Annotated in this window: 16 protein-coding genes; 8 read left to right on the forward strand and 8 right to left on the reverse strand. The window is 50.4% G+C overall.

Features of this window, described 5'->3' with window-relative positions; all coding sequences use genetic code 11:
- Window positions 1-37 precede the first annotated feature (37 nt).
- Window positions 38-565, reverse strand: coding sequence for a phosphatase PAP2 family protein (locus HNQ57_RS05960; RefSeq protein ID WP_221301599.1), 528 nt, complete (start codon window positions 563-565; stop codon window positions 38-40).
- 87 nt (window positions 566-652) lie between these two features.
- Window positions 653-1273 (reverse strand): class I SAM-dependent methyltransferase, encoded by a 621-nt coding sequence (locus HNQ57_RS05965; RefSeq protein WP_184461692.1) that lies wholly within the window; start codon window positions 1271-1273, stop codon window positions 653-655.
- Window positions 1274-1423: 150 nt separating this feature from the next.
- Here HNQ57_RS05965 and sthA point away from each other — a divergent pair, with 150 nt between their 5' ends.
- The 4 genes from sthA to HNQ57_RS05985 all read left to right on the forward strand — a co-directional run bounded on the left by sthA (window position 1424) and on the right by HNQ57_RS05985 (window position 5336).
- Window positions 1424-2824, forward strand: coding sequence for a Si-specific NAD(P)(+) transhydrogenase (gene sthA / locus HNQ57_RS05970; RefSeq protein ID WP_226968285.1), 1401 nt, complete (start codon window positions 1424-1426; stop codon window positions 2822-2824).
- Window positions 2825-3074: 250 nt separating this feature from the next.
- On the forward strand, window positions 3075-3257 hold the full coding sequence (locus HNQ57_RS05975) for a PA3496 family putative envelope integrity protein (protein ID WP_008246612.1): 183 nt from the start codon (window positions 3075-3077) through the stop codon (window positions 3255-3257).
- A gap of 253 nt (window positions 3258-3510) precedes the next feature.
- Window positions 3511-4293, forward strand: a complete 783-nt coding sequence (locus tag HNQ57_RS05980; protein ID WP_184461694.1) for a DUF3014 domain-containing protein — start codon at window positions 3511-3513, stop codon at window positions 4291-4293.
- 113 nt (window positions 4294-4406) lie between these two features.
- On the forward strand, window positions 4407-5336 hold the full coding sequence (locus tag HNQ57_RS05985) for an NAD-dependent epimerase/dehydratase family protein (protein WP_184461695.1): 930 nt from the start codon (window positions 4407-4409) through the stop codon (window positions 5334-5336).
- 27 nt (window positions 5337-5363) lie between these two features.
- On the opposite strand, the gene HNQ57_RS05990 is transcribed toward HNQ57_RS05985, so the two are convergent.
- Window positions 5364-6239 (reverse strand): MaoC family dehydratase, encoded by an 876-nt coding sequence (locus tag HNQ57_RS05990; RefSeq protein ID WP_184461696.1) that lies wholly within the window; start codon window positions 6237-6239, stop codon window positions 5364-5366.
- 166 nt (window positions 6240-6405) lie between these two features.
- Between HNQ57_RS05990 and HNQ57_RS05995 the strand changes: the two genes are divergently transcribed.
- Window positions 6406-7473: an AraC family transcriptional regulator gene (locus HNQ57_RS05995; protein WP_184461697.1), complete on the forward strand. Its 1068-nt coding sequence runs from the start codon at window positions 6406-6408 to the stop codon at window positions 7471-7473.
- Between the two features lie 17 nt (window positions 7474-7490).
- Here HNQ57_RS05995 and HNQ57_RS06000 read toward each other — a convergent pair whose 3' ends face one another.
- Window positions 7491-8360, reverse strand: coding sequence for a DNA ligase (locus HNQ57_RS06000; RefSeq protein WP_184461698.1), 870 nt, complete (start codon window positions 8358-8360; stop codon window positions 7491-7493).
- Between the two features lie 267 nt (window positions 8361-8627).
- On the opposite strand from HNQ57_RS06000, the gene HNQ57_RS06005 reads away from it, so the two are divergent.
- Together HNQ57_RS06005 and HNQ57_RS06010 are read left to right on the forward strand one after the other, a co-directional pair.
- Entirely contained in the window at window positions 8628-9695 is a 1068-nt protein-coding gene (locus HNQ57_RS06005; RefSeq protein ID WP_184461699.1) for a patatin-like phospholipase family protein, read from the forward strand.
- 174 nt (window positions 9696-9869) lie between these two features.
- Window positions 9870-10286: a BLUF domain-containing protein gene (locus HNQ57_RS06010; protein ID WP_184461700.1), complete on the forward strand. Its 417-nt coding sequence runs from the start codon at window positions 9870-9872 to the stop codon at window positions 10284-10286.
- Window positions 10287-10316: 30 nt separating this feature from the next.
- Here HNQ57_RS06010 and HNQ57_RS06015 read toward each other — a convergent pair whose 3' ends face one another.
- From HNQ57_RS06015 to HNQ57_RS06030, 4 genes are all read right to left on the reverse strand, one after another.
- Complete coding sequence (locus HNQ57_RS06015; protein WP_184461701.1) at window positions 10317-10655, reverse strand: YnfA family protein; 339 nt, start codon at window positions 10653-10655, stop codon at window positions 10317-10319.
- Window positions 10656-10724: 69 nt separating this feature from the next.
- Window positions 10725-11126 carry a GNAT family N-acetyltransferase gene (locus HNQ57_RS06020; protein ID WP_184461702.1) on the reverse strand — a complete coding sequence of 134 codons (402 nt, stop codon included), beginning with the start codon at window positions 11124-11126 and terminating at the stop codon, window positions 10725-10727.
- 13 nt (window positions 11127-11139) lie between these two features.
- Entirely contained in the window at window positions 11140-11736 is a 597-nt protein-coding gene (locus HNQ57_RS06025; protein ID WP_184461944.1) for a lytic transglycosylase domain-containing protein, read from the reverse strand.
- Between the two features lies 1 nt (window position 11737).
- Window positions 11738-13462 carry a proline--tRNA ligase gene (locus HNQ57_RS06030; protein WP_184461703.1) on the reverse strand — a complete coding sequence of 575 codons (1725 nt, stop codon included), beginning with the start codon at window positions 13460-13462 and terminating at the stop codon, window positions 11738-11740.
- 80 nt (window positions 13463-13542) lie between these two features.
- On the opposite strand from HNQ57_RS06030, the gene HNQ57_RS06035 reads away from it, so the two are divergent.
- On the forward strand, window positions 13543-13965 hold the full coding sequence (locus HNQ57_RS06035; RefSeq protein ID WP_184461704.1) for an HIT domain-containing protein: 423 nt from the start codon (window positions 13543-13545) through the stop codon (window positions 13963-13965).
- The last annotated feature ends 59 nt before the right edge of the window (window positions 13966-14024 follow it).

Consider the following 14024-nt stretch of genomic DNA (forward strand, 5'->3'; position numbering starts at 1 on the left):
AGGGTTTTGTCCTGACAAGGTAGGTGCAGGTGCGAGTTCAGGCGATGGCAATACTGTGACCCAGGTGTGCAATGCCAATGCCCAGGCTCGCGCCGGCCAAGGTATCGGTAGGGAAGTGAACTCCTAAGATCACCCGCGAGGCGGCTACTGCTGCGGCCCAGATAAACAAGGGGGTGCCAATGACACCGAAGAACAGTACTGTCATTGTGGCTAAAAGAAAGGCGGCAGCGGTATGACCAGATGGAAAACTGAACTCATCAGAGGCGATGATCGACGCGTTAAAAGCGGGTATGGCCGCAGGGGGGCGCCGTCTTCGGCAGGTGTTTTTCAGAACCCAGTAGGCGGGCAGCCAAGCGGCAAAACTGATTAGCACCGCGCTAAAATAGGCTAGGCCCTGTTGAATCCCTGCGGCATACACCAGAACGGGGAGGCCGAGTTGGGCGTAGCCATCTCCAGTTTTTGATACACTGCGGGCAATACGAGATAAGTGTTGCTGGTGGCGAGTATTGACGCAGGCCAGAAACATTCTTACATCGAACTGATTAATCGACTGTATTAAACGCATAGTATGATCCTCACACCTGAGACCATACGCTGGGCTGTTTGCAGTTGTATGACGAAATTAAGTCACTTTTAAGACAGTCTTTTGGGCTTAGGCATTTTCAATTACCAGTATGCTGCCGCGATGGCGGCGACTTGTACTGACCTCGCGGGGCAGCAGTTCGGCAAAGAAATCGTCGATGCAAGCTTCAGCGACATTGAGAAATGGCGGGCGGTGGGGGTCGGCAATGAGAATTTGTTTCACCCCCGCATCGACGGCTCGCGCAATGAGTTCATATAGCGCCTCACTCATTTCATCCCAAAAGCAGATGTCGCTGGCGATAATGATGTCGTATTCGGCGAGTTCCGCGACGCTGAGCGCGGTAAAATCGCCACTCAAGGTGTTGATCGTCGTCTGATTATGGTCTGCTAATAGTTCGAGATAAGGGAAAACGGCGGGGTCTGCGTCTAAGGCGGTAACATCTGCCCCCAGATACTTGGCGCAATAAATGCTGGCTAAACCCCAGCCGCAGCCCAGTTCGAGTACGCGGCTGCTGGGTTCCAGTGGGTGCTCTTGTAAATAGTCCATGAGGATGTAGGCGCTGCCCCACAGTTTATTGCCGTGGAGGTGGGTGGCTGAGGTACTGCGTTTTAGTCTGCGCATATCTGGGTGGGCGGCAAGCAGGCTGGTTACGCCGAAATACTCTCGGCTATGGGGTTTGAGGTCAGACACGATTTTTCTCCGGTTGCGCGCTGAATAATAGGGTTATTTTAGGGTTTGCCATTGTGGTGCGCGAGTTTTTATTAGCAGAAGGTCTAATTCCGATTGGGCCGTTGGTGGCATAAGCTAGCGATGGGCCTATATGACGACGAGGGAGTCACAGTGGTAAAGAAGTTTGATTACGACATGCTGGTATTGGGTAGCGGCCCGGCCGGCGAAAGCGCGGCATTAAATGCGGCCAAACACGGCCGCAACGTTGTGGTTGTTGAGGCGCAAGGTACGGTAGGTGGCGCCTGTACGCATCAGGGAACATTACCGTCTAAAGCATTACGCCATATGGTTCGGCAGGCCATTCGTTTTAATCAAACACCAATATTCCGCGATATTGGTGACCCCCGTACGCTGACTTATCCGCGCTTGTTGAGTCATGCCAACGAAGTGATTGCGCGTCAGGTCGCCATGCGCAGTCGGTTTTATCACCGCAATCAGATTCGCCTTATTCACGGTGAAGGTCGCTTTGTTGACCCGCATACTATTTCGGTAAAGTGTGAGGATGGTCAGAGCGAAATCATCACTGCCGCCAGTGTGGTGATCGCGACCGGGTCACGGCCTTATCAGCCAGCCAATATAGACTTTAGTCATCCGCGGGTTTATGACAGCGATAGCATTCTTAAAATGAGCAATACCCCCAATAAAATTATTGTTTATGGGGCGGGGGTTATCGGCTGTGAATATGCGTCGATTTTCGCCGGCATTGGCATGAAGATAGAGTTAATCAATAGCCGAGATCGGTTGTTGGAGTTTTTAGATGATGAAATTTCAGATGCCTTAAGTTACCAGCTGCGCAACACCGGCGTCATGATTCGTCATCGGGAGGTCTATCAGTCAGTCGAGCTAAGCGACAAAGAAATAGTCTTGCACTTGGAATCGGGAAAGCGCCTTCACGCCGATGCCTTGCTTTGGTGTAATGGCCGCAGTGGTAATACCGATGGCCTTGGTTTGGACACCGTTGGCTTAGAAACCGATCACCGTGGTCAGCTGGTGGTAGACGAACATTACCAAACAGCGGTGCCGACGATATTTGCGGCGGGAGATGTGATTGGTTGGCCCAGTTTGGCCAGCGCGGCCTATGACCAAGGGCGGTCGGCGGCGGCGTCAGCGCGCGGCAAAGAGCACTGTCGTTTTGTTGACGATGTCCCGACCGGGATCTATACCTTGCCCGAGATCAGCTCGGTTGGCCAAACTGAGCGGGAATTAACGGAAGGCAAAGTGCCTTATGAAGTAGGGCGGGCGTTCTTTAAAGATACTGCCAGGGGGCAGATTAGTGGTGAAACTGTGGGGATGCTCAAACTGCTGTTTCATGTGGACACGCTGGAGATACTTGGCATCCATTGTTTTGGTGCCGAGGCGGCCGAAATTATTCACATTGGCCAGGCGATTATGAAACAGCAAAATGGGGGCAATACGCTACGCTATTTTGTGACCACAACCTTTAATTATCCGACTATGGCGGAAGCTTATCGTACCGCTGCGTTGAATGGTCTTAACCGGCTTGGTAAATGATGTTCGGCGGTGTGGCATATACCTACCCTATTTCCTTAAAAGTTAGTGCTTGCTAGCGGTAGTTAGCCAGCAAATATAGAGGAAAATAATTGAACAACTCGGGCATTATTGACGGACTTAAATCGCATCAGTGAAATAATAAAAAATTTTTATTGACAGGGTCGCGTGTTCATCATAAATAGTGCCCTGAACCACCACGGCAAGCCGAGGTGTTCATTCTGTATATGCGTAGTACTGGAGTGGGCAAGCAATGGCAAGTGACCTAGCTGATGACGATATCGATGATCTTGTAGAAGATGATTCGAGCGCCGATTTTGATGAGCGGCGTGATATGGGTGGGCGCGACAGTAGCATCCGCCGAAAAATTGAAGAGCGCCTAGAGCGTAAACGCCTAATGGATGAGCTGGATCTACTGGACGATTTTGACCTGTAGCTCGTGTTTTACCCGAATCGCTAGCTCGAGCACGGAGTTCACCCACATAAACGCCACTATAAGTGGCGTTTTTCACTTATATCCGCTTAGTATAGCGATGCCCAGTTGCTGATTCTTAGCCGCAGTAATACCATCATGCCCGACGGCGCCTTATTTGCATGCTATCGCTGAGGGCGTTACGGTAGATCTCTGTGTCTGGTAGGGATATGTGGCACAACAATAAATTTGCCTTATTTAACAATAGGATTTTGTGATGAACTGGAAAGCATTATCTGCGGTTGTTGTGATCGTCGGAATTGCCGCTTTTGTGTGGTTTGTATTAGATCGCTCGGCGACGAGTGAATTTAATGACGAGCCGACATCGGCACTTATTGATGAAACGAGCAAGCTAGAAAAAACGGTGAAGCAAACGCTCGCAGTAGAGTCTGAAGAAGATTACAGCGAAAAAGCGGCCGAAGTGCCAGAACCGCCCGCTGCGGTAAACGGCAGTGACGAGCAAATTAGGGCTGCCGCTGCTAAATTGTCTGCACCCTTGGCGACTTGGTTGCAACCTGCTGAGCAGGTTCGTAAATGGGTTTCTGCAGTAGACCAATTAGCCAACTACCGCCTGCCAACCAAGCACTTGCCTTTTGTGTATAGCAAAGAACCGTTTTTAGTGATTAAAACGGAAGACGGCTTAATCAATGATCCGGGCAATTACACTCGTTGGGATAATATGATTTCTACCGTGACGGCGGCGAACCCTAAGAGCTTGGCCATATTTTATAAAAAATGGTCACCTTTTTTAGAAGGCACCTACAACGAGTTAGGCAACCCCCAGTCCTTTGATAATCAGCTGCGGACCATGATTGAGCACCTGCTCATTGTTGAGCCTATTCCGGAAAATGCGGCGATGAAACGCCCCAAGGTCATGTATCAATACGTTGATCCAGTCCTTGAAAATGCCGATCCCCTCAGTAAATGGATGTGGCGCTTGGGGCCAGAAAATATGAAAAAACTCCAAGATTGGCTGCGTGAATTAGAGAGTTATCTGTAACGCGCGCTGTAATCCTCTCAATATCTGGGTGCCATCCGTTTGGACGGTGCCCGACCTCCACTAGCCCCTATACACTCTTCTCATAAGATAGATACTTGTGATGAGGCGTGTTTATGGCGGTAACTCCAGTTGATTTAAAAGGGGCGAAAATTCTGGTCACCGGGCCAACAGGCCAGGTTGCGGCGCCCGTACTCGACGCATTATGCGACGTGGCGGAATTGACGGCGCTCGCTCGATTTAGCGACAAAGCGGCGCGACTGGATTTAGAAAAACGCGGTATTCACACCGTTCGCGCCGATCTTGCTGATATGGACAGCTTAGCCGCATGCCCACAAGATTTTGACTATGTGTTGAATTTTGCCGTCGTGAAAACGGGTCTTTTTGATTACGACTTGGCAGCTAATGGCGAGGGCGTAGGCAATTTAATGGCCCATTGTCGCAACGTCAAAGCGTTTTTACATTTGTCATCTACGGCGGTTTACCAATATGCGGGGCACTCACCGCGCTGTGAAAACGATGCTTTGGGCGATAACCACCGGGCGATGTTTCCGACCTATAGCATTGCTAAAATTGCGGCAGAAACGGTGTGCCGCTTTGCTGCCCACCAATTTAAAATACCAACGACTATTGCTCGATTAAGTGTGCCCTACGGCAATAACGGTGGTTGGCCCTATTTCCACCTGCTAATGATGAAAGAAAATATGGCCATAGATTTACACCCCGACGCGCCGAATAACTACAATCTGCTGCACTCAGATGACTATGTGGCAAAAATACCTTATCTACTTGCGGCGGCGACGCCCGAGGTAACCACCACCAATTTTGGCGGTTCTCAGGCGGTGAGCATTGAAGAGTGGTGTGACTACTTGGCTGAGTTAACGGGGTTCACCCCGCGGTTTCAGAATAACTCAAAGGCGTTCGGAAGTTTGTCGATTGATACTGGCACCATGCACGCACTGATTGGCGAAACTCGGGTTGACTGGCGCCAGGGTATTAGAGAAATGGTGCGCAATATGGCTCCGGACTTGCTCCTAAAAAAGTAGTCGCGCCGGAGCTGGATTAGTGACTTCTTAGCCGCTGATGAGACGAATTGTGCCGATAAGGTGGGGTTTAGTGCCCGCCTTATCGCGGAGCTCAAAATCGAGCCCTTCGTTTTCAGTATCAAAGAGTAGCTGCACTTGTGTTGGCAGAAAAATGGGGGTTTTAAAGTCAATTTCGCAGCAGTAACTTTCGCTGTTAATCTCTTTGCTCAAGGCCGCTAGGCAGGCTGCTTTGCTCCACATGCCATGAATGACCATGCGCTTGAAGCCCAAGACTTTGGCGCTGAGGTCGTGGAGATGAATTGGATTGAAATCACCCGAGGCGCGGGCATAACTGCGGGCATCTTGACGGCCAATGGCCAAGGTTTGCTGTTGACTATATACACGAGCTGCGCCGCGAGCTGCTTTTGGACTTGCTGCAACACCAGTTTTACAGCGCGAAAGGTAGCGGCTAGTGTCTTCCCAGACTTTTTCTTGGTCGATAAAGGCTGCGCAATGAAAACTGAACTCTATGCCCTTATCGGTAACCTGGTAGTCAGAGACCCGGCATTGCAGGCGTAAGGGGGTTTGGGCATCAATAGCCCGAAACTGGGTGATACTATTGCTCAAATGCACGCAGCCCATTGGGGATACTGGAAACTGCGGGTCTAGCATCATTTTCATATGCAGACGAAATGCCTGAACATGTAAGAATGTGATCGGCAATTTCTCGCTGTTAGCGGTAAATCCACAGGCCTTGCGGTAGCGTTGTAATTGGCTGTTAGAGCTGATGACTTTCGCAACCGTTAATGTGTAACTGGGGAAGCTAGGCGCTGAATTAGGCTTTTTTCGGGTAATAGCTGCTTTTAGTAGCATTGGCAGGGTGCTTGGCAGGCGTTTCAGTCTTAACTCATCACTTGCGGTCATACAACTCTATCTCCATACTGGGACAATTCCAGTGGTGTGTGACTGTGCAGTATAATGAAAAACTGCTCGTCTATAATTAGCCCGACCATGCCCTATTTTTTGGCAGCTCGGCCAATAGCCGCTGATTTAGTCCCGCTCACTTAGTATCCAGCAGAAACCGTGTTGAATGATTGAAACAAGTTCGAAAAACCTTTCTGATTTAAGCGATTCCAGTTTTCTGATTCAGCTGGTGTATCCGGCTATGCAGGCAATGGGGCTGGACGTTGAACGCATCGTTAGTGAGTGTCGAATATCCACCACCTTGCTGCAAGACCGCAGTTCGCGTTTCCCCCATGCGGCGCAACAGCAGTTCTGGCGGGTATTAGAGGACGTCAGTGGCGATCATCATATCGGCTTGCATCTTGCCGATGCGGTACAGGTGTATCGCGGGCAGGTCCTGGAGTACTTGTTTTTGAGTAGTCCGAATTTTGGCGAAGGCCTCAAACGCGCCCAGAATTATCAGCGTCTGGTGACCGATGCCATGCAATTTGAACTGCATATTGGCCAAACTCAATCCAAATTAGTATTGGCGTTTGCGGGTGATGACGACGATGACGCGCTTATTTTCCGTCATCGCAATGAGTGTTTTGCGCGGTTTTTAATCCGTTATTTTCAGGCTGTTACCGATGGCGCGTTTGCTGCCGATGAAGTGAATTTACTGCACGATGCGGTGGGTGATGCTGCCGAATACAGTAAGGTCATGGGCTGCCCGGTGCATTTTAAACAGCAGGAAGCCTCATTGGTTTTTGCCACCACTATACTGGCCACACCCTCTACTCATGCCGAACCGGATTTACTGCGACTGCATGAGAAATTGGCCAGCAAGCAATTAGAACGCCTGTCTCGCCAAGACGTGGTTGGGGATGTACGTCAGATTATCGCCGAAATGCTCGAGCTGGGGCAGCCCAGTTTAGAGAGTGTGGCGGCGCGACTAGACATGAATGAGCGGGTCCTGCGGGCCAGATTAACGGAAGCCGGCACGAGCTTTAATCAGGTACTGGCAGATTATCGCTGTGTTCTGGCCAAGCGCTTGTTGGCAAGAACCGATGAAAGTATTGCCGATGTAGTTTATTTAACCGGCTTTTCTGAGCCCAGCACCTTTTATCGCGCCTTCAAACGCTGGACCGAGTTAACCCCCATTGAATATCGCCAGCAAAAGAAGGCCGCCCAGAATAGCCGTACTGAAAGCGAGTGAGCATCGCTAGACTCGCATTAGAAATCATTACGCGGCCGAAAAAAGCTCGCAAAGCGCGGTAAGCCGCTCGCCGTAGTACCTTGGTATTTATAGCTGATGGTGCTGCCAATCGCGGGCGGGTGACGACGCTCCTCATCACTAAAGCCAGAACCTATTTTAAATTCTCTGCCATTCGGCATTTTTACTACTACGGCGCCGAGCATCCCGCTGAATTTTCCCTTGCCCGGAATGTGGGCAATAACGACCGCTTCGGCGTCGCTAAAGCGCTTGAGCTTTAATAAATCATCACTGCGAATACCACGGTAGGGTGCGCTGCCTAAATGCAGCATTAGGCCTTCACCGCCGTTGACAATAACGTGGTCGAGCGCTTTCATCAGTGCCGCTTCGTCATCGATTTTATATTGCTCTATCAAGGCGATTGATGGAGTCTTAAGTTTACTAAACAAGACCCTTAGCCCTTGCAGTCGATGATCGAAGTCACCTGCTTCATTGGGAGAGTCAAACACCATAAAGCGTATTTTTTGCCATTGGGATGGGTCGGGAATGTGCCGCCTCACCGCGCCGGAGACCTCCGCAAAACGATTGCGCCCCATCCACAGTTCGCCATCTAATGCCTGTTTAGGGAAGCCTTGGGTAAACCAGTCTGGCGTTGAAAAGCGGTTGCCTTGCCGAGAAAGAAGCTGAGTGCCGTCCCAGTAAGCTCTGACGCCATCGAGCTTTTCGCTGATCCAGTAGTGCCTAAGCTCAATGTCGCTGCGGTAGGGTTTTGCCAGCATAAGTGCAGGTTTTAGCGGTGTTTGCGCCAGGAGGGGCGTATCTGCATGAATTAGACTGACGCTGCATAAGGCGAGTAAGCCGAAAATGACTAGGATGAGTTTACGCTGCATAGCTAATCACTCCTTGATTAAGCCCATGAATACGCCGATCCTTCGGCGCTGAATCTCTCATCTTACCCAAATATGCAGCAAGTGAAAGGCGGGTAGAGGAGGGTTGTGGTGACGAGCGCTACTATTGACAGCGGAAGCCCCGAGGGGGAATCGAATATTGAGACTCAGTGCCCAGCGCGGCTAACGTGCGGTAGTGTTTATCTGTTTGTGCGCTACGTGTTATAAAATGGCAAATACTAACGGCCAGAATATTTTTTAAAGGATGTAATGGGTTTATTAAGGATTCGTGCAGGTCAATCTGCACTTGAGCATATTCAGAAACATGGGCTGAGTCCGTCAGATATAAGCACGGTATTCGGCGCCTCCGGTGCGGCGAAGTGGTTGGCTATCTACGGTTTGGATCGCGCTATTTTTTCTCAGTGGTTGGCTGGGGCTAGCCATCCAATCAATTTATTTGGCACTTCGGTCGGTGCCTTTAAATTGGCCGGGGCGTGTCGGCAAGACCCGGCCAAAGCCTTGGATGACTTAGCCTATGCGTATATTGAGCAATCCTACCCCAATGGCTTTAGCGCGGATCTCATCGATGTTGAGACTCAAAAATTATTAAATGCCGTTGTTGATCAGGCAGGTGTAGATGAAATTCTTGCCCATCCGGTATTTCGGTATCACTGCGGCACGGTATTGGCGAAGGGTTTACTGGCTGGAGCCTCGGTGACGCAGCAGAAATATGCTATGGCCCTGGCCTTTGCGCTCAATGGCTTTGGTCGCAATATCCATAAAAAAAGCATGCAGCGCGTGATATTTGCTGATGACCGAGCCGATGGTGCACTCGGTGGCCGCGATGCTTATGTAAGCCATCGGGTTGCTTTAAACCGCGACAATTTACGTTCAGCGGTCATGGCATCGGGTTCTATTCCGGTAGTGATGCACGGTGTCAGCGACGTGCTTGGCGCGCCAGCAGGTATGCACCGGGATGGCGGCTTGCTTGATTATCATCCCGTGCCCGGAAATCTTTGGCAGGGCGAAGGCCTCGTGCTTTACCCGCATTTTTATTCGGAAGTTACTTCCGGTTGGTTTGATAAATACTTTTTTTGGCGGAAAACCCCAAAAGCGTTGTTAGATAAAGTGGTGTTAATCAGTCCGTCAGAGTCGTTCTTAGCATCGACTGAATTAGGCCGAATTCCGGATCGGCGAGACTTCCTGCGTATGCAGGGCGACGATATTATGCGAAAACGCCTATGGCGGGATTCGGCGACACGTAGCCTAGAGCTGGGCGAGGCTTTTTTAGCACTGGCTAAGGCCGGAGATATTGGCTCGATTGTTGAGCCAATTTGATATTGAGCTCATCTAAAAGCATATTGGGCCTTTTAACGCTAATACCGACATAAACGACCGGTACGAAATTGATTCCGTAGGAGAAGTCGACTGGCTGCGTTCGCTACTCTTATATTACGTTTTGGGTGCGAGACCCAGGCTTGAAAGAATGGAGTTTACCCATTGGAGGGGAAAATGATCTTTTATCTGATCTACGTCAGTTCTGCCGTGAATTTGCTGACTGACGAGGAGCTATTGTTACTTTTGCGGCAGTCGCAGGCCAAAAATGTGAATCTCGGTATTACGGGCATGCTGTTATACAAAGGCGGCAATTTTATGCAGATGCTCGAAGGTGAAGAGAAAACCGTACGGGAGCTTTACGCCGCCATTAGAAAAGACCCACGACATCACAATGTACTGACTATTATTACCGGTAGCCCTAAAGCGCGGAATTTTAAAGATTGGTCTATGGGCTTTCAAAATATGGACAAAATAGCCGATCTGCCAAATTATAAATACTATATAAAAGAAAATCTTACGTTGTATTCATTTCAGGACGATGCCGCGCAAGCCTATGAATTTATTACCGGCTTTGAGACGAGTAATCGCTAGCGTAACGTATGGGTTGCAGATCTTTTTTTGTTATGCCGCGCGCGGTGCAAACATAATAATCGCCATGCCTAACAGGGCCACGCTAGAGCCAATAAGGTCCCATGGTGTTGGGCGAATACCTTCTACTGCCCACAGCCATAAAATCGCCATACCAATATACACGCCGCCATAGGCCGCATAGACTCGGCCAGCGGCGGCCGCAGAGGGGTGCAATGAAAGCAGCCAGGCAAACATCGCCAAACTCAATGCGGCGGGTATAAGCAGGAGAATCGATTTTCCTTCGCGCAGCCAAAGATAGGGCAGGTAGCAGCCAATAATTTCAGTGAGTGCGGTGATGACAAAAAGGCCGATGGTTTTTAGTTCTGGCAATGAATTTTACCTTTTTGGAGAGGGAATAATTGCGGGTAGCAAAGGTGCAAATTTTCAAAGCGTCTGTGTTTAGTTTATATGCTTGAAAAAATACAGCTCGTCTGCACCGCTAAGATTGGCATTCGCTATTCGCCCAGCCATTATATAACCTTCGTTTTTAAGCAGATTCAACATGGCTGTGTTTGTCGCCTCGCTTGAAATAAACAAGCGCTTGCCGGCGTGCTTTGATTCAATAGCCTGAATGAGCTTCGCCGCCAGTCCTTGTCTGCGATAACGATTTTCGACCGCTAGATATTCGATATACGGGCGTCCGAGCAAGCCCTTGCGAGATTCCACTACAAATCCCACAACGTCGCCGTCTTTGTCGAAGACGGTAAGTCGATCTTCACTAATCTCAGTTCTTCGGCAGCCAGCGAAATTATCAAATGTTGCGATTTGACTAAAGTCGAGACCTTCTCCTTTTCGTATCATTGGTTCTGCCTGCTTAATTAAAACTTAATTCTCCGTTATACCAATTTTTACGCCAACGCGTAAAAACCCGCTCTGGATACCAATGCTTACCTAAGCTGCCGTTGTAGCGAGCCAGGGCGCGGTGAAGATTGCCTTTTTCTTTATCTAAGTAGAATTTTAATATATGGCAGCCGTAGCGCAGATTGGTGTCGGGCTGGGTAAGGTTGTCTTCGGGGCGGCCAATTTCTTTTTTCCAGAAGGGCATTACTTGCATCAGGCCTTGGGCGCCTACTCGGGACACGGCGTAGCGATCAAAATAGCTTTCTACTTCAATTAGCGCGAGGACGAGTTCGGGACTTAGGTCAGCGGCGCTCGCCTCGCGGTGAACGCTACGTAAAAAGGTAAGGCGTTCCTCAGGGTCTTTTATAAAACGACTCATGCGGCTAGACATATCGAATAGCCAGACTTCGGCGTCAAAGCGGTCTTCAAAACTGTCGGCTTCGGCAATCGCCAGTTGCAGGTATTGACGCAGCTCGTCGCGGTCTTGAACGTCCTTGCCCGTTGCCGCCCAACTGGGGACAGCGAGCAGGCAAAGCGCGAATAAGACGGATTGGAGGCCGCGCCACATCATCTTAACGAGGCAGCTGCTGCTGAATAAAGTCGACGACATCGTCAATGGCAATGTCTTCATTGTCAGCGGCGCGGCGATTTTTATACTCGAGCATGCCATTGTCCAGCCCGCGGTCGCCGATCACGATGCGGTGGGGAATTCCGATCAGCTCCATGTCGGCAAATTTAACGCCGGGACGTTCGTTGCGGTCGTCGAGTAGCACGTCGTAGCCCAAGCCGCGCAGGGTGTCGTAGAGGTTTTCGGCGTGCTCGCGAACCCGCTCTGACTTTTGCATATTCAGAGGCACAATGGCGATTTCAAAGGGCGCGATGCTGGCGGGCCAGAGTATGCCTTTGTCGTCGTTGTTTTGCTCAATGGCCGAGGCAACGACGCGGGTAACGCCAATTCCGTAGCAGCCCATGGTCATAACTTGGTCTTTGCCGTTTTCATTTAGCACGCTGGCGTTAAGTGCTTCTGAGTATTTGGTGCCGAGCTGGAAAATATGACCAACTTCAATGCCGCGCTTAATCAGCAGGCTGCCTTGGCCGTCTGGGCTGGGGTCGCCTTCGACAACATTGCGGATGTCAGCGGTTTCAGTAAATGCGGCGTCGCGATCCCAATTGCTGCCAGTAAGATGGAAGCCATCTTCGTTGGCTCCGCAGACAAAGTCGCTGCTATGGGCTGCGCTGCGGTCGGCAATAACGCGAATGTTTAAACCGGCTGGGCCAATTGAGCCAGGCTTGCAGCCTAGCGTCGCGACAATGTCTTCTTCCGATGCGAAGGTGAGTGGCGAGGCCACACCGGCTATTTTCTCAGCTTTAATCTCGTTGAGCTGGTGATCACCACGCACGACGAGTGCGATTAAGTCTTGTTTGCCGTTTTCGTCTTCTTCGCCGTACACGATGAGGGTTTTTAAAATTTGTTCAGCGTTCAATTTGAGTAGAGCGCTGACCTCGCCGATGGTGTGGGTATTAGGTGTGGCAACTCTTGCCATCGTTTGGTTGGGCGTTGGGCGTTCACCGGCTGGGGCAATAGCTTCGGCCATTTCCACATTCGCGGCATAGTCTGACGTGTCAGAGAAGGCGATATCGTCTTCACCAGAAGACGCCAATACGTGAAATTCGTGGGAGCCGCTACCGCCAATAGAGCCGGTGTCGGCAATAACGGGGCGGAAATCCAAGCCTAAACGCGTGAAAATGCGCGAGTAAGCAGCATGCATTACGTCGTAGGTCGCTTGTAGGGATTCTTGGTCGTTATGAAAAGAGTAGGCATCTTTCATAATGAATTCCCGCGAGCGCATTACGCCAAAGCGCGGGCGAATCTCGTCACGAAATTTGGTTTGTACCTGATAAAAGGTGGCGGGCAGCTGTTTGTAGCTTTTGATTTCGTTGCGAATGAGGTCGGTAATAACTTCTTCGTGGGTGGGGCCAAGGCAGAAATCACGGCCGTGACGGTCATTAAAACGCAATAGCTCGGCGCCATATTGTTCCCAGCGGCCAGATTCCTGCCATAATTCGGCAGGTTGGGCGACAGGCATGAGCACTTCCATGGCGCCGCTATTGTCCATTTCTTCGCGAATAATGGCTTCGACTTTGCGCAGTACTCGCAGGCCCATGGGCAGCCAGGTGTAGAGGCCGGTGGCGAGCTTGCGTATCATGCCAGCACGCAACATCAGTTGGTGGCTGATGACTTCAGCATCGGCAGGAGTTTCTTTTATGGTGGCAATTAGGAATTGGCTAGCGCGCATGATGTAATTCTGGCCTTGTTTATCAGAGTGTGCGCATTTTACGATTGATCGGCAGCGCGGTACAGCCGCAAGGAGTAGTGATGTTCGAATTACATGAGGCTTTGGCCCGAGATTGCGCTTTTGTGGGTGATTTAGCCCTATGTCGGCTGCTATTAATGAACGATAAACAGTATCCGTGGCTGATTTTGGTGCCGCGTCGCCCAGAAATGCGTGAAATTTGTGATTTGAGCAACGACGATCAGCTGCAATATCTGCAGGAATCCAATCTTTGCAGTGCGATTTTGCGAAGTGAGTTTGGCGCCGAAAAGTTAAATATTGCCGCCTTAGGCAATATGGTGCCGCAACTGCATGTCCATCATATTGCGAGATTTAGCTCAGATCCGGCTTGGCCGAAACCGGTGTGGGGGCAGCTGCCCGCGAAGGCGTATTCAGAGGAAGAATTGCAGGGCGTAGTTGCGCAATTACGACAGGTGATTCAAAGCCGCTCTGCCTTAGATTTTTAGGTTTAGACAGGGTGTTTTAGCGTGTTTTACACTGTCATTTGAAGAATGCGGGCGCCGCT

Origin of the sequence: Zhongshania antarctica (genome assembly GCF_014202945.1) — a bacterium.
GTDB lineage: Bacteria > Pseudomonadota > Gammaproteobacteria > Pseudomonadales > Spongiibacteraceae > Spongiibacter > Spongiibacter antarcticus.

Excerpts from the sequence above, each read along its gene's own strand:
- HNQ57_RS06000 (WP_184461698.1), bottom strand. The coding sequence starts at position 8,360 with ATGCAGCGTAAACTCATCCTAGTCATTTTCGGCTTACTCGCCTTATGC.
- HNQ57_RS06030 (WP_184461703.1), bottom strand. The coding sequence starts at position 13,462 with ATGCGCGCTAGCCAATTCCTAATTGCCACCATAAAAGAAACTCCTGCC.
- HNQ57_RS05980 (WP_184461694.1), top strand. The coding sequence starts at position 3,511 with ATGAACTGGAAAGCATTATCTGCGGTTGTTGTGATCGTCGGAATTGCC.
- HNQ57_RS05975 (WP_008246612.1), top strand. The coding sequence starts at position 3,075 with ATGGCAAGTGACCTAGCTGATGACGATATCGATGATCTTGTAGAAGAT.
- HNQ57_RS06035 (WP_184461704.1), top strand. The coding sequence starts at position 13,543 with ATGTTCGAATTACATGAGGCTTTGGCCCGAGATTGCGCTTTTGTGGGT.
- HNQ57_RS06020 (WP_184461702.1), bottom strand. The coding sequence starts at position 11,126 with ATGATACGAAAAGGAGAAGGTCTCGACTTTAGTCAAATCGCAACATTT.
- HNQ57_RS06005 (WP_184461699.1), top strand. The coding sequence starts at position 8,628 with ATGGGTTTATTAAGGATTCGTGCAGGTCAATCTGCACTTGAGCATATT.
- HNQ57_RS05990 (WP_184461696.1), bottom strand. The coding sequence starts at position 6,239 with ATGACCGCAAGTGATGAGTTAAGACTGAAACGCCTGCCAAGCACCCTG.
- HNQ57_RS06010 (WP_184461700.1), top strand. The coding sequence starts at position 9,870 with ATGATCTTTTATCTGATCTACGTCAGTTCTGCCGTGAATTTGCTGACT.
- HNQ57_RS06025 (WP_184461944.1), bottom strand. The coding sequence starts at position 11,736 with ATGATGTGGCGCGGCCTCCAATCCGTCTTATTCGCGCTTTGCCTGCTC.
- HNQ57_RS05960 (WP_221301599.1), bottom strand. The coding sequence starts at position 565 with ATGCGTTTAATACAGTCGATTAATCAGTTCGATGTAAGAATGTTTCTG.
- HNQ57_RS05985 (WP_184461695.1), top strand. The coding sequence starts at position 4,407 with ATGGCGGTAACTCCAGTTGATTTAAAAGGGGCGAAAATTCTGGTCACC.
- HNQ57_RS05995 (WP_184461697.1), top strand. The coding sequence starts at position 6,406 with ATGATTGAAACAAGTTCGAAAAACCTTTCTGATTTAAGCGATTCCAGT.